This is a genomic window from Bradyrhizobium sp. NP1, from assembly GCF_030378205.1.
Classification (GTDB): domain Bacteria; phylum Pseudomonadota; class Alphaproteobacteria; order Rhizobiales; family Xanthobacteraceae; genus Bradyrhizobium.
The window spans coordinates 1,000,858-1,020,348 of the sequence record NZ_CP127385.1; the positions used below are offsets into that span (position 1 = coordinate 1,000,858).

The 19,491-nt window shown below is 66.5% G+C and carries 21 protein-coding genes; 12 read left to right on the forward strand and 9 right to left on the reverse strand.

Translation table 11 applies throughout. The annotated features are described in order from the left end of the window. Window positions 1-75 precede the first annotated feature (75 nt). The 6 genes from QOU61_RS04700 to QOU61_RS04725 all read right to left on the reverse strand — a co-directional run bounded on the left by QOU61_RS04700 (window position 76) and on the right by QOU61_RS04725 (window position 7,781). Window positions 76-561, reverse strand: coding sequence for a peroxiredoxin (locus tag QOU61_RS04700; RefSeq protein WP_289656968.1), 486 nt, complete (start codon window positions 559-561; stop codon window positions 76-78). A gap of 110 nt (window positions 562-671) precedes the next feature. Beyond that, complete coding sequence (locus QOU61_RS04705) at window positions 672-1,226, reverse strand: DUF924 family protein (RefSeq protein ID WP_289656969.1); 555 nt, start codon at window positions 1,224-1,226, stop codon at window positions 672-674. Between the two features lie 27 nt (window positions 1,227-1,253). Next, window positions 1,254-2,936, reverse strand: coding sequence for a long-chain fatty acid--CoA ligase (locus QOU61_RS04710; protein ID WP_289656970.1), 1,683 nt, complete (start codon window positions 2,934-2,936; stop codon window positions 1,254-1,256). Window positions 2,937-3,122: 186 nt separating this feature from the next. After that, a complete protein-coding gene (locus tag QOU61_RS04715) occupies window positions 3,123-4,589 on the reverse strand; it encodes a D-alanyl-D-alanine carboxypeptidase family protein (protein WP_289656971.1) in 1,467 nt (488 codons plus the stop codon). 201 nt (window positions 4,590-4,790) lie between these two features. Continuing rightward, window positions 4,791-6,587 (reverse strand): glucan ABC transporter ATP-binding protein/ permease, encoded by a 1,797-nt coding sequence (locus QOU61_RS04720; protein WP_289656972.1) that lies wholly within the window; start codon window positions 6,585-6,587, stop codon window positions 4,791-4,793. A 141-nt stretch (window positions 6,588-6,728) separates the two neighbouring features. Beyond that, window positions 6,729-7,781 (reverse strand): ABC transporter substrate-binding protein, encoded by a 1,053-nt coding sequence (locus tag QOU61_RS04725; RefSeq protein ID WP_289656973.1) that lies wholly within the window; start codon window positions 7,779-7,781, stop codon window positions 6,729-6,731. Window positions 7,782-8,041: 260 nt separating this feature from the next. Here QOU61_RS04725 and QOU61_RS04730 point away from each other — a divergent pair, with 260 nt between their 5' ends. The 5 genes from QOU61_RS04730 to QOU61_RS04750 all read left to right on the forward strand — a co-directional run bounded on the left by QOU61_RS04730 (window position 8,042) and on the right by QOU61_RS04750 (window position 11,662). Then, on the forward strand, window positions 8,042-8,446 hold the full coding sequence (locus tag QOU61_RS04730; RefSeq protein WP_289656974.1) for a hypothetical protein: 405 nt from the start codon (window positions 8,042-8,044) through the stop codon (window positions 8,444-8,446). 112 nt (window positions 8,447-8,558) lie between these two features. Beyond that, window positions 8,559-8,963, forward strand: coding sequence for a phosphoribosyl-ATP diphosphatase (hisE, locus tag QOU61_RS04735; protein WP_289656975.1), 405 nt, complete (start codon window positions 8,559-8,561; stop codon window positions 8,961-8,963). A gap of 279 nt (window positions 8,964-9,242) precedes the next feature. Continuing rightward, complete coding sequence (locus QOU61_RS04740; RefSeq protein WP_289662261.1) at window positions 9,243-9,824, forward strand: YqaA family protein; 582 nt, start codon at window positions 9,243-9,245, stop codon at window positions 9,822-9,824. Window positions 9,825-9,881: 57 nt separating this feature from the next. Continuing rightward, a complete protein-coding gene (locus QOU61_RS04745) occupies window positions 9,882-10,466 on the forward strand; it encodes a hypothetical protein (RefSeq protein ID WP_502877009.1) in 585 nt (194 codons plus the stop codon). A 227-nt stretch (window positions 10,467-10,693) separates the two neighbouring features. Continuing rightward, window positions 10,694-11,662 carry an NAD(P)H-dependent flavin oxidoreductase gene (locus QOU61_RS04750; protein ID WP_289656976.1) on the forward strand — a complete coding sequence of 323 codons (969 nt, stop codon included), beginning with the start codon at window positions 10,694-10,696 and terminating at the stop codon, window positions 11,660-11,662. A gap of 63 nt (window positions 11,663-11,725) precedes the next feature. On the opposite strand, the gene QOU61_RS04755 is transcribed toward QOU61_RS04750, so the two are convergent. Both QOU61_RS04755 and QOU61_RS04760 read right to left on the reverse strand, forming a co-directional pair. Next, a complete protein-coding gene (locus QOU61_RS04755; protein WP_502876886.1) occupies window positions 11,726-13,327 on the reverse strand; it encodes an ABC transporter substrate-binding protein in 1,602 nt (533 codons plus the stop codon). A 23-nt stretch (window positions 13,328-13,350) separates the two neighbouring features. Continuing rightward, window positions 13,351-13,902, reverse strand: coding sequence for a hypothetical protein (locus QOU61_RS04760; RefSeq protein WP_289656977.1), 552 nt, complete (start codon window positions 13,900-13,902; stop codon window positions 13,351-13,353). Window positions 13,903-14,403: 501 nt separating this feature from the next. On the opposite strand from QOU61_RS04760, the gene minC reads away from it, so the two are divergent. The 7 genes from minC to QOU61_RS04795 all read left to right on the forward strand — a co-directional run bounded on the left by minC (window position 14,404) and on the right by QOU61_RS04795 (window position 18,798). Continuing rightward, complete coding sequence (gene minC / locus QOU61_RS04765; RefSeq protein ID WP_289656978.1) at window positions 14,404-15,096, forward strand: septum site-determining protein MinC; 693 nt, start codon at window positions 14,404-14,406, stop codon at window positions 15,094-15,096. 43 nt (window positions 15,097-15,139) lie between these two features. Next, a complete protein-coding gene (gene minD, locus QOU61_RS04770) occupies window positions 15,140-15,955 on the forward strand; it encodes a septum site-determining protein MinD (protein ID WP_289656979.1) in 816 nt (271 codons plus the stop codon). Continuing rightward, window positions 15,952-16,221, forward strand: a complete 270-nt coding sequence (minE, locus tag QOU61_RS04775; protein WP_289656980.1) for a cell division topological specificity factor MinE — start codon at window positions 15,952-15,954, stop codon at window positions 16,219-16,221. Before minD ends, minE begins: the two co-directional genes overlap by 4 nt. Before the next feature lie 37 nt (window positions 16,222-16,258). Next, on the forward strand, window positions 16,259-17,032 hold the full coding sequence (locus QOU61_RS04780) for a thioesterase family protein (RefSeq protein WP_289656981.1): 774 nt from the start codon (window positions 16,259-16,261) through the stop codon (window positions 17,030-17,032). Window positions 17,033-17,090: 58 nt separating this feature from the next. After that, entirely contained in the window at window positions 17,091-17,576 is a 486-nt protein-coding gene (locus QOU61_RS04785) for a GFA family protein (protein ID WP_289656982.1), read from the forward strand. A gap of 126 nt (window positions 17,577-17,702) precedes the next feature. Continuing rightward, the gene (locus QOU61_RS04790; RefSeq protein WP_289656983.1) at window positions 17,703-17,951 is read left to right on the forward strand and encodes a hypothetical protein; all 249 of its coding nucleotides are present in this window, start codon (window positions 17,703-17,705) and stop codon (window positions 17,949-17,951) included. 139 nt (window positions 17,952-18,090) lie between these two features. Then, entirely contained in the window at window positions 18,091-18,798 is a 708-nt protein-coding gene (locus QOU61_RS04795; protein WP_289656984.1) for a hypothetical protein, read from the forward strand. A 155-nt stretch (window positions 18,799-18,953) separates the two neighbouring features. Here QOU61_RS04795 and QOU61_RS04800 read toward each other — a convergent pair whose 3' ends face one another. Then, a complete protein-coding gene (locus QOU61_RS04800; RefSeq protein ID WP_289656985.1) occupies window positions 18,954-19,379 on the reverse strand; it encodes a chorismate mutase in 426 nt (141 codons plus the stop codon). Window positions 19,380-19,491: the final 112 nt, after the last annotated feature.

Below are 19,491 nucleotides of genomic sequence, written 5' to 3' on the forward strand. Positions count from 1 at the left end.
CACCGCGGGTACCGAAGAGTGATTGGTGGGCACGGCGCGATGCGCCTTTGCCCACCCTACGTTCTCGGACAGTCCTTACAGTTGCGCCAGCAGTGTGTCGCCGCCGGAGACCTCGACCTTGCCCGGCGCGGGCTCGAGGTTGAGCTTCTTCACCACACCGTCCTCGACCAGCATCGAATAGCGCTTGGAGCGGATGCCGAGCCCGTTGCCGGAGGCGTCGAGCTCCATGCCGATCGCCTTGGCGAAGTCGGCGTTGCCGTCGGCGAGGAAGACCGCCTCGTCGCGCTGGTCGGTGTCGCGCTTCCAGGCGTTCATGACGAAGGCGTCGTTGACCGAGACGATCGCGATCGTGTTCACGCCCTTGTCCTTGATCGCATAGGCGTTGAGGAAAATGCTCGGCAGGTGCATCTTGTGGCAGGTGCCGGTGTAGGCACCCGGGACGGCGAACAGCGCGACCTTCTTGCCCTTGAAGATGTCGTCGGTGGTTTTGACCTGCGGACCCTCCGCGGTCATCACGCGGAATTTGGTCTCGGGCAGCTTGTCGCCAACTTTGATGGTCATCGTCAATTCTCCTGCAATGAGCGGCGGCCGGTTTTAGACCGCGACGGCCGCCGGCACAATATTCGCAACGCCCCAAACGGCAACGCAAGCGTGCGTTCACCGTTGCGTCATCACCCGGAAAACCCGCCCTGGTCCAGAAAGGCCTGCTCGTCGGGCGTGGTGGGGCGGCCGAGCACGCGGTTGCGATGCGGGAAACGGCCGAACCGGGCGATGATCGCGGCATGGTCCTCGGCGTATTGGAGGTTCTCCGCGCTGCCTTCCTTGCGAAAGAGATCGACGCAGCGGAGCTGGTCGGCGAGATGCTCCGAATGCATGAAAGGCAGATAGAGAAACTCGCGCAAATCGTCCGCGACCCGCGCATCCGTGCCGCGCTCAAGCGCGCGGGTTGCGACCTCGCGGGCCAGCACGTCGCTCGCATAGGTCCTGGGATCGCCGCGGAACATGTTGCGGGGGAATTGGTCGAGCAGGATGGTGAGCGCGAGTGCGCCGTCGTCATCGTCCTCCCAAGACGACAATCCGCCCGCGGCGGCCCGTTCCCAGAGCGCAAGAAACCGGGCGCGGATTTCAGCGTCGAAGGCGTCGTCGCGGGCGTACCAGCGGGCGCGCCCGGCCCCGCGCCAGAATGAAAGCACGTCGGCCGGCGTGACGTCGCGCGCACCCGTCATGGTGCCATGCTCGCGCAGCGGCGGGCGTTACGCCGCCGCCTTCTTCTCGTCGCGGAGCTCGCGGCGCAGGATCTTGCCGACATTGGTCTTGGGCAGATCGGTCCTGAACTCGATCTGCTTTGGCACCTTGTAGCCGGTGAGCTGCTCATGGCAGTACTTGATGACGTCCTCGGCGGTGAGGTTCGGATCCTTCTTGACGATGAAGGCTTTCACCGCCTCGCCGGATTTGGCGTCGGGCACGCCGATCACGGCGCATTCCAGCACGCCCGGATGGGTCGCGATCACGTCCTCGATCTCGTTCGGATAGACGTTGAAGCCCGACACCAGGATCATGTCCTTCTTGCGGTCGACGATCTTGATGTAGCCGTCCTCGCTCATCACGCCGATGTCGCCGGTGCGGAAATAGCCGTCCGCCGTCATCACGCGCGCGGTCTCGTCGGGTCGGTTCCAGTAGCCGGCCATCACCTGCGGTCCCTTGGCGCAGATCTCGCCGGGCTCGCCGATCGGCACCTCCTTGCCGTCGTCGTCGCGGATGGAGATGTAGGTCGAGGGCACGGGAATGCCGATCGCGCCGGTGTAGCGGTCGATATCGGCGGGGTTGCAGGTCAGGGTCGGCGAGGTCTCCGACAGGCCGTAGCCTTCCGACAACGCGCAGCCGGTCACCTTCAGCCACTTCTCGGCCACCGCCTTCTGCGTCGCCATGCCGCCGCCGAAGGAAGTCTTGAGCCTGGAGAAGTCGAGCTTGTCGAAGCCCGGCGTATTGAGCAGGCCGTTGTAGAGCGTGTTCACCGCCGGGAAGGAGTTGACCTGATACTTCGACAATTCCTTGACGAAGCCCGCCATGTCGCGCGGGTTCGGGATCAGCAGGTTGACGCCGCCGGCCCGCACCGCGAGCAGGTAGCAGGCGGTCAGCGCGAAGATGTGGTACAGCGGCAGCGCGCAGACGATGAAGAGCTGCTCGACATGCGGCGGCTTCTTCAGCGCCGGCTGCAGCCAGGCGTCGTTCTGCAGCACATTGGCGAGGATGTTGCGGTGGAGCAGGGTGGCGCCCTTGGAGACGCCCGTGGTGCCGCCGGTATATTGCAGGAAGGCGACGTCGTCGGGCGCCAGCTTCGGCTTGCTGAACTTGAGCGCGCGGCCGGCGGCGAGCGCGTCGTTGAAGGAGACCGCGCCGGGAAGCGAATAGGCGGGCACCATCTTCTTCACCCGCCGCACCACGAGGTTGACGATCACGCCCTTGAAGCCGAGCAGGTCGCCCATGCTGCCGATGATGACGTGCTTGACCGCCGTGTTGGGCAGCACCTTCTGCACGGTGGTTGCGAAATTCTCCAGCACGACGATCGCTTCAGCGCCGGAATCCTTGAGCTGGTGCTCGAGCTCGCGCGGGGTGTAGAGCGGGTTGACGTTGACGACCGCATAGCCGGCGCGCAGCACCGCCGCGGTCGCGACCGGATATTGCAGCACGTTCGGCATCATCAGCGCGACGCGCGCGCCCTTCTGCAGACCCTTGCTCTGCAGGTAGGCGCCGATCGCCTGCGACATCTCGTCGAGGTCGCGGTAGGTGATCGACTTGTCCATGCAGATGAAGGCCTTGCGGTCGGCGAACTTCGCAAAGCTTTCTTCCAACAGCTCGACCAGCGACGCATATTGCGTCACGTCGATGTCGGTGGGCACGCCGGCCGGATATTGCTTGAGCCAGATCCGCTCCATGGTCCTTCCCCCGTTACGTTTTCGGCCCGCCCCTCGAGACCGGGCCGGGACGGCTTTTGAGGCAGTATTGGGCCATGCGGCCGCCCATGGCAAGCCGGCCGGAGCTGCCACCGGCCGCGTCAAGGGAGCGCGGCGGCGCAGTGAGGGAAGCGAAAAATCAGGGAATCGAGCGGGGCGCGGCTCGCCTCAGCCCGCCGGCTTGCCGCTATCGGTGGCCTTGGGCTTGGCGGGCTTGGCCGCGTTTGTCGCCGCGTTCTTCGTCGCGTTCTTGGGCTTCGCCGGCTTGGCATCGCCGACGGCGGGCTTCGCCGCTGCGGCGTCGGGCTTGACGCTCGCATGCCGGACGCGCTTGGCGTCGGCCTTCGCATCGGGCTTCACGTCAGCCTTGGCGCCGGCCTTGGCGCCGGCCTTGGAATCGGACTTGGCATCCGACTTGGCCTCGGCCACGCGGTCGGACTTCTTGGCTGCGACGCGCGATCGCTTGCCGCGCTTGGCAGTCTGCTGCTTCTCGGCATCGGCCGCGACCGCCGCGATCAGCGCCGCCCCGGTGCGGGTCGGCCCGGTATAGACCACGACAGGCTCGCTCGCCGCCGGTGCCGCCGCCAGCAGTTCGGAAGGCTTCGGCAGCGGCGCCTGCAGGCCGGCCGCGAAGAAGGTCACCCCGGTTTCGCCGCTCGTCGAGGCGTTGCCATTGCTCGCCACGAGGCCTGCATCATCCTCATCGCTGGCGGGACGCTTGTGCTTGCCGCCGCACATCTCGTCGCGCAGGTTTGGCGGCGAGGTGTCGAGCGGCGCCAGGTTGTTGACCGTGCCGAGCGAGGGCTTCAGCCATGCCAGTCCGGTGCTGGCGAAGCCGCGGTCGAGGAGCTGCGCGGCGCGCACCGCGCGCATGGTGCCGGAGGAGGCGCCGAGCACCACCGCGATCAGGCGCCTGTTGTCGCGCGTCGCCGAGGCCACGAGGTTGTAGCCGGAGGCGCAGATGAAGCCGGTCTTGAAGCCGTCGGCGCCGGGATAGCGGCCGATCAGCTTGTTGAAATTCTGCGTGATGCGGTGCCCGAAGCGGATCGCGGGGATGTGCACGAAATATTCGTACTCCGGCAGGTCGTGCAGGATCGCGCGCGCCAGGATCGCGAGGTCGCGCGCCGAGGTGATCTGGCCGTCGGCGGGCAGTCCGTTCGGATTGACATAGCTCGTCTGCGTCATGCCGAGCTTTTGCGCGGTATCGTTCATCATCGCGGAAAAACCGTCGATCGAACCGCCGACGCCTTCGGCGAGCACCACGGCCATATCGTTGGCCGACTTGACCAGCATCATCTTCAGCGCGTTGTCGACGGTGACCTGCGTGCCCGGCCGGAAGCCCATCTTCGACGGCGACTGGGAGGCCGCGGTCGGCGACACCGTCAACAGCGTATCCAGCGTGATCTTGCCGTCCTTGACCGCCTTGAGCGTGACATAGGCCGTCATCAGCTTGGTGACCGAGGCGGGATACCACGGCACCGTCGCGTTCTCGGCCTCGAGCACCTTTCCTGAGTCGGCTTCGATCAAAAGCCGCGCTTCGGCATGGCCGGCCCGCGGCGCGGCGCAGGCCAGCGCGGCAATGGCGGCGAACCAGATGAGCGGCGACCTGCGGAGCAGCAAGAAGGAAAGATGCACTATTCCTGATCCGGTCCTTGTGAAGACCGCCTTGGAGTCAAGGAGGTCGTCATCGTGTGACGTTCGGCTTTCAAGCGTGTCTGGCGCCGCTTATTGCGGCCGATGCAAACCTATACCGGCTTGCGCATCGAGAACAGGGGCTTGGTACGCCAAATTCCCGGATGAAATTAGGCTGAATTTCGACGATACGCGCAAATCGGTTCACAACTTGACGTCAGCTTTCGCACCGTGCGGCCGCTGCGGCTCGGCCTCCTTGGCGTGCACCATGAACTGGGCTCGCGCCAGTTCCGCAAAATGACCGCCTTTCGCCACCAGTTCGTCGAAAGTTCCACTTTCGATCACGCGGCCGTTCTCGAACACCAGGATGCGCGTTGCCTTGCGGATCGTCGACAGCCGATGCGCGATCACAAAGGTGGTGCGGCCCTTCATCACCTCGTCGAGCGCGGCGTTGACCTTGGCCTCGGTGATCGCGTCGAGCGCGCTGGTCGCCTCGTCCAGGATCAGGATCGGCGGGTCCTTCAGGAGCGCGCGCGCGATCGACAGCCGCTGCCGCTCGCCGCCGGACAGCATGCGCCCGCGCTCGCCGACCTGGGTGTCGAACTTCCTCTCGCTGCGCTCGACGAATTCCAGCGCCTGGGCGCGGGCACAGGCCGCGCGCAGCTCGGCGTCGGTGGCCTCGGGCTTGCCGACCCGCAGGTTGCTCGCGATCGAACGGTTGAACAGGAGCGCCTCCTGGAACACCACGCCGATGTTCCGCCGCAGCGCCGCGAGCTTCAGCCCGCGCACGTCCATGCCGTCGATCCGGATGAAGCCGGATTGCGGATCGAAGGCGCGGTGCAGCAGCGCGATCGCCGTCGACTTGCCGGCGCCGGTCGGCCCGACCAGCGCGATGGTCTCGCCGGGCAGCACGGTGAAGGAGATGTCCTCGACCGCCGGACGCTTGCCGTCATAGGAGAACGAGACGTCGCTGAACTCGACCAGGCCGGACAGCCGCCCGACCTCGATCGCGTCGGGCCGGTCGCGCACCGCGGGCACCGCGTCCAGCACGTTGAAGAATTCGGCCAGCCGCGGCGCCTCCATGAACACGCTGTTGATGAAGCTCACGACCTGTTCGAGCTTCTGGATCAGCATGGTGGCGAAGCTCACGAACATCACGATCTCGCCGACCGTGGTGAGGCCGCGGGCGTGCAGCGCGATGCCGACGGTGAAGATCGCGAGAACCGTGATGGTGGTGGAGGCGCGGGTGATCACGGTGACCAGCGCCCACCACGACAGCACCGGCATCTGAACCGCGAGCAGCTGGTCGGCGACGAATCGCAACCCCTGTACCTCGGCGTCGATGCGCACGAAGCTCTGCACCAGCGCCACGTTGCCGAGCGCGTCGGAGGCGCGCGCCGACAGGTCGCTGTAGTGCTCCTCGACCTCGCTCTGCATGCCGTAGGTCTTGCGCACCACGAGGGTGGTCAGGACCGTGAACACCACGCAGAGCAGGAACAGCAGGATGGCGAGCCGCCAGTTGATGTAGAGCGAGAGCGGCAGCAGCACCACCACCGACATCAGCGCGGCGAAATGCTCGCGGAAGAAACCGAGCCAGAGCCGCCACAGCGAGTCGGTGCCGTTGAGCATCACCTTCATCAGCCGGCCCGAATGGGTGCCGGCATGGAAGGTCAGCGGCAGCTGCATGATGTGCTCGAAATAGCCGGCCAGCACCACCTGGCGCTGGCGGTGCGCCAGGCGGTCGGCGTGCAGCGCCACCGCCGCGCCGCAAACGATCGTGAACAGGCCGAACGCCACCCAGGCGAGCAGCAGCGGCCAGGGCGAGGCGGTGCCGCCGGCCGTCGGCTTGCCGGAGAGCATGTCGATGATGCGGCCGAACAGCACCGGTTCGGCGAACTGCGCAGCCGCGAGCAGCAGGTTGGCGACGGCGAGTATCCAGCCGAGTCGCGCTTCCTTGCCGAGCAGTTCGAGGACGCGGGTATAGAGCCGAAGCAGAGACATGATCCGGAAAAACTTAAGCCAAATCCCAAGGAAACCCCAAGGAGACCCCAGAGCCGCCATCTAATCAGGGATTGTCGCGGAGATACAGCGTCATGATCGCCCCGCGCGCCGCCGGCGGGAGCGAAAGCGCAAAGCGTGCGCTCAGTTGATCAGGCGGCCGCCGACCGGCGGCAGGAAGGAATCGTCGAATATGTCCGATGCCTGCGGGCGCTTCCTGAACTTGTAATCCTCGGCGATCTGGTCGATGGCGCGCTCGAGCCGCGCCGGGTCGAGGCCGCCGAGCCCGTTGCGCCGCACCTCGCCGGTCAGGATGTTGTCGGTGAGCACGGTCTTGAGCCGCTCGAGCTCGAGCTCGCGCGATCCGCCGTCCATCCGGCTCACCACCTCGTCGACGGCGCGCCCGGGCTCCTTGATGGTGAGATTGACGCCCGCGATCACCGCGCGCACGAAGCCGCGCACCGCCTCGGGCTTGGCGGCGGCGAAAGCCGGATTGACGATCACCGCAAAGCCGTAGGCCTCGCAGCCATAGTCGGCATAGCGCAGCACCGCGAGGTCGTCAGCCGGCACGCCGCGATCCCTCAAATTGACGCCGGCGAGATAGGAGAAGCCGGAGACCGCATCGACCTGGCCGGCGGAGAGGATCGGCTCGCGCACCGCCGCGCTGATCTTGTTCAGCCGGACCTTGGCGATGGCGATGCCGTTCTGCCGCGCCAGCGCCGGCCACATCCGGGTCGAGAAATCGCTGTCGGCGACGCCCACCGTCTTGCCCTCGAGATCGGAGAGCGCCCGCACGCCGCGGCTCTTGCGGGCGATGAAGGCGTAGGGCGCCTTGTTGAAAAACATGAACACGGCCTTGATCGGCGGCGCGTTGGGCTGGTCGCGGAAGCGGATCAACTCGTTGATGTCGACGAGCGCAAGATCGCTTGCGCCGGAAGCGACGCGCGCGATCGCATCCGGGGACTTGCCGGCCATGTGGTTCGAGACGGCGAGCCCTTCGCCGGCGAACAGGCCGCGGCTCTGCGCCAAGACGAAGGGCGCCATGCTGGCGTCGAGCGGGCGATCGAAGGCGAGCTCGACCGCGACTGGCGCCCTGGCGCTTTCGGCGGCAATGCCCCGGCCGGCAAAGGCCAGCCCGAGCAGGCCGAGCAGCGCAGCCAAAGCGAGGCGGGTGTTGAGACTTCTTTTGACGCGCATCTGACTATGCCGGGCCGGGCGGGGCCTTGCGGGCGACCCGGTCATGTCCGTTCGATGACATCGGGTTGATGGCATCTGGTGCCTGCGGCGGGCGCATTCTGGCCGATCGAACCTGAACGGTCCATGAGCGGCGCCAGCCGCGCCATTGCGTCACAGGGGCTGCGGACGGCCGTTCAGCTTGTATTCGGGGAAGGGAACCCAAGATGAACATCAGGGGTTAGTACCCCAGGGCCGAAAGCCCATGAGCAGGAGGATTTGCAATGTTTGGCCGGAAAGGTGTGTTTTCGTCGTTGGGCCGCGCAACCGCGCTGACGACGGTTGCGGCGCTGGCGGTGACCACGGCTGAGCCGGCCTTCGCGGGCTCGGCAGGCGCAGGAAAGGGCACGGTCGCAGCGTCCAAGGCGAGCGATGCCACCGACTTCAGCGCCCGGCGCCGTGTCGTCCATCGCTACCGCGGCAATGGTGGCGCCGCAGCGGCGGCCGCTTTCGCCGGCATCGTCGGCACCGGGCTTGCGATCGCCGCAACCCAGAACCGCCGCGCCTATTACGACGACTATTATGGCGGTCCGGCCTATTACGGCGGCCCCGGTTATTACGGTGGTGGCCCGGGTTACTACGGTGGTGGCCCGGTCGACGGCCCGTATTACGGGTACCGAGGCTGGTAAAGTGCTTAAGAGAAGCTTGATCCGCCGGTTGCCATACGCGGCCGGCGGATTGCCATTTTTTAAGCCAATGCGTTAACGCGCTGCGCACGGCTTTGGATTACGTTAGGACATCATGAGTGATTCGCTCGAACGGCTTTATCGCGCAGTGCTCGCGGCCCGGGATCTCGACCCGGCGACGTCGCGTACCGCACGGCTGTTCCAGCGCGGTCCCACCAAGATGGCCAAGAAGCTCGCCGAAGAGGCGATCGAGGTCGTGATCGACGCCGTCAATGCCGACGCCGACGCGGTGGTGCGCGAGAGCGCCGACCTGCTCTACAATCTGACGGTGCTGTGGGCGGCGTCCGGCGTGCGTCCCGACGACGTCTGGCGCGAGATGGCGCGGCGCGAGAATATGCTCGGGATCGCCGAGAAGCTGCCGAAAACGGCCGTCAAGGTGCCGCCCAAGGCCGCCGCACCGCGGCTCGCCCGGCGACCAATTGTCGCGCTCGACGGCCGCGCCTTGCGCAAGCGCCACTGAGCTTTCTCGCCCCCCGAAGTGGCAATGCGCTTCATCTAGATCGCTGCTGCCGCTGAACCGCCCCTTGTAAAAGGGGAGGTCGCTTTGCTCCGTCAGGAGCAAAGCGGGAGGGGATCAGGGCTTTTTGCTGGCGATCGCGAGTTCCCATCCTTCCTGTGGTGGATCGGACCCCCGCCCCCAACCCTCCTCCTTGCGCGGGGCGGGCGCCGCGAAATCGCAAGCCAATTTCATTGGCTTCCTGCCATGGACAAATTCGTCCCGGGGTGGTTCATCGCGCCCATGCTCAAACGGATTTACGACTGGTGTGTGGCCGCCGCGGACAAGCCCTACGCGCTCTGGATCCTCGGAGCCGTGGCTTTCGCGGAAAGCTCGTTCTTTCCGGTGCCCCCCGACATCATGCTGCTGCCGATGTCGCTGGCGCGGCCGAAGCGCGCCTGGCTCTATGCCTCGGTCTGCACCGCGGCGTCCGTGCTGGGCGGCGTGCTCGGCTATGCCATCGGCGCGCTGCTCTATGACTCGGTCGGGCACTGGCTGATCACGCTCTACGGGCTCGGCGACAAGGTCGAGGCGTTCCGCACTTCGTATGCCGAGTGGGGTGCCTGGATCATCCTGCTCAAGGGCCTGACGCCGATCCCCTACAAGCTCGTCACGATCACTTCGGGATTTGCCGGCTATAACATCTGGCTGTTCGTCCTGTTCTCGATCATCACCCGCGGCGGGCGCTTCTTCATCGCCGCGGTGCTGCTCAACCGCTATGGCGAATGGATCCGCGTCAGGGTCGAGCAGAATCTGGGGCTCGCCGTTGCGACGCTCGCCGTCGTGCTGGTGGGCGGCTTCGTCGTTGCCTTTCGACTGATCTAGAGCCGCGGGCGGAATGCTTTGCGTGGTCACACCGTTCGGCTACGCTTGTTCCGCATGATGGACTGGCTCGACAGGTTGTTGTTGCGTTTGCTTGCGCCGGTCGCATCGGCTCTCGCCGCGCTGTTGCTCGTTGCGATGGTCGCGGTCGCCGCTTGGGCGCAGACCCCGTCACCGCAACCCTCGCTCGGTCTCCAGGAGCAGCCGGCCCAGCAGGGATCGCCACAGCAGAACGCGCCGGGGCCGCAGCCGTCCCCGGCGCCGTCGCAGAGCCCGGGCCTGATCGACGAGATGGGCAAGCTGTTCGAGAAGTCGCTCTCGGTCCTGCCGAAGATCAAGAGCCCGAGCGAGACGCTCGACGACCTCAACGCGCGAGCCAAGGATGCGGGCGAAGCCATCTCCAACCTCGCCAAGCCCGCGAGCATGGCGACGGGACGCATTGCCTGTCCGCTGTCGGCCAACGGCGCGCCGGACTGCAAGCCGGCGGCCGACCGGCTGTGCCAGAGCAAGGGCTACAAGGAGGGCAACAGCCTTTCGACCGACGCCGTCGAAAGCTGCTCGGCCAAGGTCCTGATCCCCGGCCGGACGCGCAAGCCAGGCGACTGCCGCACCGACAGCTACGTCACCCGCGCGCTTTGCCAGTAGGGCGCTGGACCGTGCAAGGTTGCGTGGCGATCGCGCAGCGGCCGGGATCATCTTGCCGAGCAGCCGACGGCGTGCATCAGAAAAATTCCGCGCGGCGGATGAATGAAGACGACCGTCTTCACGCAAGACAGGTCGCGCCCGGTTGCGCGATTGCCTTCTTGGGATGATGTCTGGCATCCTGACTCCAGTGCGTCGCAACATGCCAGGCACGAAAGGAAGCTTGACCTATGTCCATGCCTGCCTTGTTTAAGGGCCGCCTCTCGATCCCGGTGATCGGCGCGCCATTGTTCATCATCTCGGTGCCCGATCTCGTGATCGCGCAATGCAAGGCCGGCGTCGTCGGCGCCTTTCCGGCGCTGAACGCGCGGCCGCCGGGGCTGCTCGATGAATGGCTGGCGCGGATCAAGCAGGAGCTTGCGGCCCACGACAAGGCGCATCCGAAAAAACCTTCGGCGCCGTTCGCGGTCAACCAGATCGTGCACAAGTCCAACAACCGCCTCGAGCACGACCTTGCGCTTTGCGAGAAGCACAAGGTGCCGATGATCATCTCGTCGCTCGGCGCGCGCGAGGAACTCAACCAGGCCGTCCATCAATGGGGCGGCATCGTCTTTCACGACGTGATCAACCAGAAGTTCGCGCACAAGGCGATCGAGAAGGGCGCCGACGGGCTGATCCTGGTGGCGGCCGGCGCCGGCGGCCATGCCGGCGTGATCTCGCCGCTCGCCTTCGTCGCCGAGACGCGCGCCTGGTTCGACGGACCGATCGCGCTGTCGGGCGCGATCGGCAACGGCCGCGCGATCCGCGCCGCGCGCATCCTCGGCGCCGACTTCGCCTATATCGGCTCGGCCTTCATCGCGACCAGGGAGGCCAACGCGGTCGATCGCTACAAGGAGATGATCACGGCCTCGTCGGCCGAGGACATCGTCTACTCAAATCTCTTCACCGGCGTGCACGGCAACTACCTGAAGCCGTCGATCGTGGCCGCCGGCATGAATCCGGAAAACCTGCCGACCTCGGATCCCTCGAAGATGAGCTTCGGCACCGATTCGTCCGGCGAGCGCGCCAAGCCGAAAGCCTGGAAGGACATCTGGGGAAGCGGGCAGGGCGTCGGCAGCGTCGGCGGAATCGTGCCGGCCGCCGAGCTGATCGCGCGCTTCAAGCGCGAATATGACGCGGCCGTCGATCAGCCGCTGTGAGCGTGGACCTGTCCTCGGACTCGATCCGCCTCTCCCCGCAAGCGGGAAGAGGCGGGAAAACCGCTACTCCAGGTCGATCGACTGGTATTTTCCGTTCTCGTCGATCGCGGTGCCCCAGATCTTGTGCGAGGCCTGGTGCTCGCCGCGGCCGAAATTGAGCGCGGTGCCGAGGCCCAGATCGAGGTTGCGGGTGTTTTCCAGAACGTCGATCAGCTTTTCGGTGTCGAGCTGCGGCCCGGCTCGCCGCAAGCCGTTGATCAGGACGTTGGCGGCGACATAGCCCTCGAGCGACACGTAGTCCGCCTGCTCGCCCGGGAAATACTTGGCGAGCGCGTTCTTGTATTCCATCACCGCGCTGGAATAGCCGCCCACCGCGGGCACCACCTGCGTCACGATGGTGCCGCTGGCATAACGCGGCCCGAGCAGCATCAACTCCTCGGCGAGCGATGTGCTGCCGACGAACGAGACGTTGGTGTAGACCATGCCCGGATAGGCGTCCTTGGTCCTCTCGATGAACTTGGCGGCGGCGCGATAGGTCGCGACCATCACCACGGCGCGGACTGCGAGCTTCTGCGCCTTGAGCTGGGCGATCGCCTCGTCGACGTCGACGGTGTTGCGCTTGTAGTTCAGCCGCAGGATGGCCGAGTCGTTGAGGCCGAGCGCGCGATAGGCCTTGGCGACGCCGGCAAAGCCCGCATCTCCGTAGGCGTCCTGCTGGGCGAACACCGCGATCTGGCGCGGCTGCAGCCGCCTGATCTTGATCAGGTAGTGCACGACGGCCGCGGTCTCCTCCGCATAGCTGGCGCGGTAGTTGAACACGTAGCGGTCCGGCGGATCGTTACGCAGCACATTGGCGCCGGTGAAGGCGCCGAAGAACAGCGTGCGCCGCTCCAGCGCAAAGGGCAGCGCGACGGCCGCGGTCGGTGTGCCGACATTGCCGATGAAGCCGAACACCTGGTCCTTGTCGTAGAGCTGCTTCATGGCGTCGAGCGTGCGCGCCGGCTCGTAGCCGTCGTCGGCCGAGACCAGCCGCAGCATGCGGCCTTCGATGCCGCCGGCATCGTTGACGCGGTTGAAGGCGGCGTCGATGCCGAGCTTCATCTGCCGTCCCAGCTCCTTGGAGGGACCGGAGAACGGCGCGGCGATGCCGAAGCGGATTTCGTTGGCGGTGATGCCGCGCACGACGGGCGCGGTGGCGGCCGGCGGGATAGGCGCCTGCGGCGCGGTGGCGGCTGTTGCGGCCGAGGGCCCGATCACGCCGGCGAGCGAGGGCGCCGTCCCGGCCAGCGACTGCTCGAGGTCGGTGAGCTGCCGCTCGGCGGTGCGGCAATCGCTGCGGCCCGAGGTCACCGCGCTGCGGCCGTCGGCGACGTAGCCGTCGAACAGCCGCGAAAGGGTGTCGCGCTCGGCCTCGTTGGTGGCGGTCTCCTTGATCACGGCCTGGAACTTGTCCGCGATCGTCTGGATGCGCGGCCGCCCGATGTCGCGGCAGGCGAGCGCCGAGCCGACGATCGGCCCGACCCGGCTCGCGAGGTCGCGCACGACGGTCGTGTTGTCGCCGGGAGCGGCACCCACGCTGGTGGCGAACATTGCGCCAAGCAGCACGGCCGCCCAGCGGCCGCGCATGCTCCGCACCGTCTTGTTGTTGGCCCGGATCTCAAGCATCGTCCCAGCTCCCGTATTCGACGTCATTGCGATGTGTCGGTCGTGCCGGCCTTCTGTCGCCACTGCACGAACTGCTGCAGCAGCTTCTCGGACTCCTCATGGGTCGCCGGCTGCTGGTTGGCCTGGGCTGCGGTCAGAACGCCGCGGAACTCGGCGAGGGCGCTTGCGGAAGGGGCTTCGGTCGCCGGCGCTGGCGGCGCCTTCATCGATTGCACAGCCGCGGCAAACGACGCGGCGTCCGTCTCCTGCGAGGCGTGCACCATGTACACGAAGAACAGCGCCGCCAGCGCGGAGACGCCGATGGCTGCGGCGCCGAACAGCGCCTTGCTGCGGCCGCTGCGAGCGAGCGTCGCCGGTTGCGGCACGATCTCGGGGTCGAGCGAGCGGCGCAACGACTGGTAGACCGCGTTTTCCAGCGAGGCATCGAGCGATGTCGGCGGCATGATCGGCCGCGTATCGCGACCAGCCTCGGCGAACGAAGAGAGCGACGGCTCGGTTCTTTCGCGCAATCGACGCGGGGCATAATGCAAGGGATCGTTCGGGGTCGTCGGTCCCTGCTCACTCAAAGCACTCATACGCTACTCCTCTGACGCTCTACGGCTGTGGAATGTGCGGGCTTGTTCTTGTGGTTGATTGCGTCGCCTCGACGAAGCAGGCGATCGCGCGCAGAACCATCCGCGGGCGGCGTGGACGAATCCTGCTCGGAAGGCCGGCCGCAGCACGCGCCGGCAGGGTCCGCATCAATGTCCATGTCGCGCCGCGAGCACCTGCGCGCGGCTCCGCCTTCCCCGACGATTCCATTGCCCATCTCCGGCAAACGGCCACTTGCCCCAGCGGCTGCGACATTCTGCGCAAGAACGTCACCGATATGTGATGGAACGACGAGGCGACTTTATTAAGTCCGATTCTGGGCGGAACTGAGTTGAGTTTTTGTCTCGTAGCAACCCGAACGCCCGTCCCCGGGCGGTTCCGGATTTTTCCGCACAATATTAACCCGGATTAACCGGACATTAACCCGGCGTTAACCATCGCTGCCGACTTTTAACCTTTGGATAAGAAAGGCTGAGTCGATCGCCATGGACGCAAACGCCGAGACCGCCCGCCAACCGGTTCGCCTGCGCGGACGCTCCTATGTCGCCTTCGTGTTCTCGCCGGTCGTGCCGATCGTGGAATGGCTCGCCGAGATCGACGCGACGCTCGCCCGCTCGCCCGGCTTTTTCATCGGCAAGCCTGTGGTGCTCGACCTTGGCGCGGTCGAACTCAGCCGTGCCGCGGTCCAGCACCTGATCCTCAGCCTGGAGAAGCGCAACATCCGCATCCTCGGCGTCGAGGGCGTCGAGCCTGCGGTGCTCAGTTCGACCATGCCGCCGCTTTTGACCGGCGGGCGACATTGCGCGATCCGCGAGGCCGAGCCGGAGAAGCCGGAGCTCAAGCAGCCTCCGAACTCGCTGTTGCTCAACAGCCCGGTCCGTTCCGGCCAGTCCATCTTCTTTCCCGACGGCGACGTCACCATCCTCGGCTCGGTCGGCTCGGGCGCGGAGATCGTGGCCGGCGGCTCCATTCACGTCTACGGGACGCTGCGCGGCCGCGCCATGGCGGGCGTCAACGGCAACGCGTCGGCGCGGATCTACTGCCAGAAGATCGAGGCCGAGCTACTGGCGATCGATGGTTATTACCAGACGGCGGAAGAACTGGATGCAAGCCTGCGCAACCGGCCGGCGCAGGCGTGGCTTGAAGGCGACGTCATGCGGATCACGCCGCTCAACTGAACTTAAGCGTAAATCGAACTTAAGCGTAAAAGGAGATTTTCAGATGGCCAAAGTGCTGGTTGTGACGTCGGGCAAGGGCGGAGTCGGAAAGACCACTTCCACGGCTGCGCTCGGCGCGGCGCTGGCGCAGGCAGGCAAGAAGGTCGTGGTGGTCGATTTCGATGTCGGCCTGCGCAACCTCGACCTCGTGCTTGGCGCCGAGCGGCGCGTGGTGTTCGACCTGATCAACGTGGTGCAGGGCGTGGCCAAGCTGCCGCAGGCGCTGATCCGCGACAAGCGGCTGGAGAATCTCTGGCTGTTGCCGGCCTCGCAAACCCGCGACAAGGATGCGCTGACCGAGGAGGGCATCAGCCGCGTCATCGCCGAATTGCGCCCGAACTTCGACTACATCCTCTGCGACAGCCCGGCCGGCATCGAGCGCGGCGCCACGCTCGCGATGCGCTTCGCCGACGAGGCCATCATCGTCACCAACCCCGAGGTGTCCTCGGTGCGCGATTCCGATCGCATCATCGGCATGCTCGATTCGAAGACCGTGAAGGCCGAGCGCGGCGAGCGCGTCGCAAAGCACGTCCTGATCACCCGCTACGATCCGGCGCGAGCGGCGCGCGGCGAGATGCTCTCGATCGACGACGTATTGGAAATCCTGGCAACACCCCTGCTCGGCATCATCCCGGAAAGCCAGGACGTGCTGCGCGCCTCCAATGTCGGCTCGCCGGTGACACTCAACAGCCCGGCAAGCTCGCCGGCGCGGGCCTACACCGACGCCACACGCCGCCTGCTCGGCGAAACCGTGGCGATGACCGTGCCGGCCCAGCGGGTCGGCCTGATGAACCGGCTACTGGGTCGGAGGGCTGCATGAAGCTCTTGCGATTTTTCAGCGGCCGCCCCGCCAGCGCGAGCGTCGCGCGCGAGCGGCTGCAGATCCTGCTCGCGCATGAGCGGGGATTGTTGGGCCAGCCCGACCTCGTGTTGCGGCTGCGGGAAGAAATCCTCGCCGCGGTGTCGCGGCACGTTGCGCTCGATCCCGACAAGGTTATTGTCAGGCTCGACCGCGGCGAGCATGTCTCGACGCTGGAAGTCGACATCGAAGTCCCCAACGCACCGGCGCTCGCGGCGGCCGGTTGAGGAAATCGGAAGCCACCCCGACTGACATGACGGAGTGATGGAAAGCGTCTTTCGCGTCGACGGCGAGCGCATCATCGCAAGCCCCGCCGCCGGCGGGCCGTGGGATCCGCGCATGCAGCACGGCGCGGCGCCGTCGGCGCTCGTGGTGTGGGCGGCGGAGGCTCTTGCGACCCCGGTGCCGATGCGGATCGCGCGTCTCACCGTCGACCTCATGCGCCCCGTCCCGGTCGCGCCGCTGACCTGGCGGAGCGAGGTGCTGCGGGAGGGGCGCAAGATCCAGCTTTGCAGCGTTAAGCTCCTTTCCGACGATGTCGTCGTGGCGGTCGCGACCGTACTCAAGGTGCGGGCGCAGGCGGTGAAGCTTCCTTCCGAGGTTTTAGGTCCCGCGGTCACGCTGCCTGGTCCCGAGCACGCGCCCGAAGAGCTCGGCCATGCCGCATCGAGCCCGTTCGTCGCCTGCGTCTCGATGCGGGCGGCGCGCGGCCATTTCGGCGTGCCGGGGCCGGCCGCAATCTGGTTTCGCCTCGATCGCCCGCTGATCGAGGGCTTTGCGGTCTCGCAGGCCGTGCGCGCGGCGGTCGCGGCCGATTTCGGCAATGGCGTCGCCCCGGCGCTCGATTTCAGAAAATGGACCTTCATCAACGCCGACCTCACCGTCAGTCTCGCGCGTGAACCGGTTGGCGAATGGATTCTGGTCGACGCCGAGAGCTGGATCGGGCCCGACGGGGCAGGGCTCGTGATGTCGCGGCTTGCCGACACGCGCGGCTATTTCGGCCGCGCCGTGCAGAGCCTCGTCATCGAGCCGCGATGAGCCTCGCGACATCGCCACTTTTTGGCTAGTCTTGCGCGTCCCGGGCTTAAGACCGATCATGAGCCGACCTTCGCTTCCCCTGACCGGCGGTTGCTCCTGCGGCGCGATCCGCTACGAGGTCGCGGCGTTTCCGCTCCTGCTCTACGCCTGCAACTGCACCGACTGCCAGACCGCGTCCGGCAGTGCGTTCGCGCTCAACATGCCGGTCGCAACCAGCAGCCTGCGTATCGTCAATGGCGAGCCGAAAGCCTGGCAGCATCGCTCGCCACGCGGCGTCGCCGTGGTGTCGTGGTTCTGCGCCGATTGCGGCGGGCGCATCTATGGCGAGCGCGCGGGCCGGCCCGAAGTGATGAATATCCGCGCCGGCACGCTCGACGACACCAGATGGCTGACGCCGGTCGCGCACATGTTCATGAAGAGCGCGCAGGGCTGGGTTCGGCCGGCCGATGGCGCGGAGAGCTTCGAAACCGGTCCGGAGGATTTCACGCCGCTGGCACGGAAGTGGCGCGCGCTGTGGCCGGAATTCTTTCCGCCCGTTGCATGATGCGGTAAAGCGCGCGCGATTTTGCTGACTTAACGCGGCATTAACCATCACGTCCCAAGAATTCGCGAGGTCGGGGCTGCGCGCCAAGGGGGCGCGCCGCCGGGACGCGAATGAAGGGGATGCGCCATGGAGCTTGACGCGTTTGTTGCAAAAACGACGGCCTCGCTGGACGAGATCAGGATCCGGGTGACCCACGCGCTGCAGCGCCATCCGCTTTGCCGCAGCGTGCAGTTCGACATCATCAGCGTGCCGCGCACTTCTCGCGGCGGCAACTGGACGGTCAGCCTGCGCTCGGTCGAGCCGCGCGCGGTGTGGGAGGCTTCCGACATCGTGGCCGACATCCAGGAAGCCTATGATCTTGTGGCTGCGGCCTGATTTCGGCCGCTGGACCCCTTTTTCACCGCTAATTTTATGTCCCCCGCCGTGCCGGACGGCACGGTTAAGCCTTAATTGCCATTCACTTTTCCGCCTGTTCGCGCCCGGGGGGCGATACGGGCGCACTGGGGAGTTGGGTTTGACTAGGACCATCACGATCCTCGCGCTGGGCTGCCTGCTGCTGGCGGGCGCCGCGGTGACTACCATCCTCGGCCGCGACAGCGTGCCGGCGGCCCTGGTCGGCATGACGACGCCGACCGTCAACGCTCCCGTTGTCAGTAACCGCGAAGGCAAGGCCGACCGGCTTGCCGTGGCGGTGCGGCTCGCGACCGCTGCCGTCGAGCAACCGCCGGCGACCACCGCGAGCTTCAGCGAACCGCTGCGCCAGGCCTATGCCGCCACCACGCCCGCCGACATCGAGGCGGCGAAAGCGGTGTCCCCGCAGCCGGAGCCCCCGGCGATGGCCACCGTCCCTGCGGAGCCCGTCGCGCCTGCCGCCCCGCCCAAGCCGAAGGCGGCCGCCAAGCCGCAGCCGCAAAAATCCTACGCGCTGCTCAGCGACGGCCAGATCGCCGGCATCAAGGAGCGGTTGAAGCTTTCCGCTTCGCAGGAATATTACTGGCCGGCGGTTGAGAGCGCGCTGCGCGCCGTCGCGCGCAAGATCCACGCAACCAAGCAGGCCGATCCGGCGGCCAGTACGCCGCCGATCGATCCTGAATCGCCCGAGGTCCAGCAGCTCAAATCTGCGGCGATGCCGCTGCTGTTCCAGTTGCGCGAGGACCAGAAGGAAGAGGTCCGGCGCCTCGCCCGCATCATCGGGCTGGAGCAGGTCGCTTCCGCGATCTAGCGCATGATCCGGAAAAGTCGGTACCGGTTTTCCCTCGCGACAAACGCGGAACGCGTTGTGCGGAGATCATGCGCAAAAAATAACCGCGATCGCGATTCGATCTGAAAGCCATCGCGCCTTGGCCGCGCCGATCGCGACGCGGCCTTTGCCGAGGATCACTGCTTCTTCCATGGCGTGTTGCCGGCCGCGGTCGCGGCGGCGAACACGCCCTGCTCGTATTCGATGAAGGCGCCGACCATGGCGCGGTAGGCGGCCTCCGCCACCTTGGGCGACAGCCCGTTCGCTTCGGCGAGCGTCATCGCCTTGCGAACCACGGCTTCCGCGCGCTCGGGCGCCTCCACCTGTGCCGGATTTTCCTTGAAGCGCGCGGCCTCGTGCACATAGCGGCCACGCTCTGCCATCAGCCGCACGATCTCGCGGTCGAGCCGGTCGATATTGTCGCGCACCTCGCGGAGCGTCTTGCAGCAGGCGCCGTTGTCGACGGTCGGGCTGCCCCATAGCGCGGGCCGCGTCGTCGACGGCTCCTCGGCATGTGCCGCCGCTGCACCCAGCACGAAAGCCGCGATAACAACCAATCGCATCGTGTCGTTCCTCCGTCATTGACGGCGGCCAGCACAGCAACGGAGCGGCCGCCGGCGAAAGCACGCGACAGGCAACGACAAGTTCCTGATGCGGGGGCCGCGCCGTGCCCGG

What these genes read in the sequence shown, in the direction of transcription:
- QOU61_RS04700 (WP_289656968.1), bottom strand. Translation starts at nt 561, where the DNA reads ATGACCATCAAAGTTGGCGACAAGCTGCCCGAGACCAAATTCCGCGTG.
- QOU61_RS04705 (WP_289656969.1), bottom strand. Translation starts at nt 1,226, where the DNA reads ATGACGGGTGCGCGCGACGTCACGCCGGCCGACGTGCTTTCATTCTGG.
- QOU61_RS04710 (WP_289656970.1), bottom strand. Translation starts at nt 2,936, where the DNA reads ATGGAGCGGATCTGGCTCAAGCAATATCCGGCCGGCGTGCCCACCGAC.
- QOU61_RS04720 (WP_289656972.1), bottom strand. Translation starts at nt 6,587, where the DNA reads ATGTCTCTGCTTCGGCTCTATACCCGCGTCCTCGAACTGCTCGGCAAG.
- QOU61_RS04725 (WP_289656973.1), bottom strand. Translation starts at nt 7,781, where the DNA reads ATGCGCGTCAAAAGAAGTCTCAACACCCGCCTCGCTTTGGCTGCGCTG.
- QOU61_RS04730 (WP_289656974.1), top strand. Translation starts at nt 8,042, where the DNA reads ATGTTTGGCCGGAAAGGTGTGTTTTCGTCGTTGGGCCGCGCAACCGCG.
- hisE (WP_289656975.1), top strand. Translation starts at nt 8,559, where the DNA reads ATGAGTGATTCGCTCGAACGGCTTTATCGCGCAGTGCTCGCGGCCCGG.
- QOU61_RS04740 (WP_289662261.1), top strand. Translation starts at nt 9,243, where the DNA reads ATGCTCAAACGGATTTACGACTGGTGTGTGGCCGCCGCGGACAAGCCC.
- QOU61_RS04745 (WP_502877009.1), top strand. Translation starts at nt 9,882, where the DNA reads ATGGACTGGCTCGACAGGTTGTTGTTGCGTTTGCTTGCGCCGGTCGCA.
- QOU61_RS04750 (WP_289656976.1), top strand. Translation starts at nt 10,694, where the DNA reads ATGTCCATGCCTGCCTTGTTTAAGGGCCGCCTCTCGATCCCGGTGATC.
- QOU61_RS04755 (WP_502876886.1), bottom strand. Translation starts at nt 13,327, where the DNA reads ATGCTTGAGATCCGGGCCAACAACAAGACGGTGCGGAGCATGCGCGGC.
- QOU61_RS04760 (WP_289656977.1), bottom strand. Translation starts at nt 13,902, where the DNA reads ATGAGTGCTTTGAGTGAGCAGGGACCGACGACCCCGAACGATCCCTTG.
- minC (WP_289656978.1), top strand. Translation starts at nt 14,404, where the DNA reads ATGGACGCAAACGCCGAGACCGCCCGCCAACCGGTTCGCCTGCGCGGA.
- minD (WP_289656979.1), top strand. Translation starts at nt 15,140, where the DNA reads ATGGCCAAAGTGCTGGTTGTGACGTCGGGCAAGGGCGGAGTCGGAAAG.
- minE (WP_289656980.1), top strand. Translation starts at nt 15,952, where the DNA reads ATGAAGCTCTTGCGATTTTTCAGCGGCCGCCCCGCCAGCGCGAGCGTC.
- QOU61_RS04780 (WP_289656981.1), top strand. Translation starts at nt 16,259, where the DNA reads ATGGAAAGCGTCTTTCGCGTCGACGGCGAGCGCATCATCGCAAGCCCC.
- QOU61_RS04785 (WP_289656982.1), top strand. Translation starts at nt 17,091, where the DNA reads ATGAGCCGACCTTCGCTTCCCCTGACCGGCGGTTGCTCCTGCGGCGCG.
- QOU61_RS04790 (WP_289656983.1), top strand. Translation starts at nt 17,703, where the DNA reads ATGGAGCTTGACGCGTTTGTTGCAAAAACGACGGCCTCGCTGGACGAG.
- QOU61_RS04800 (WP_289656985.1), bottom strand. Translation starts at nt 19,379, where the DNA reads ATGCGATTGGTTGTTATCGCGGCTTTCGTGCTGGGTGCAGCGGCGGCA.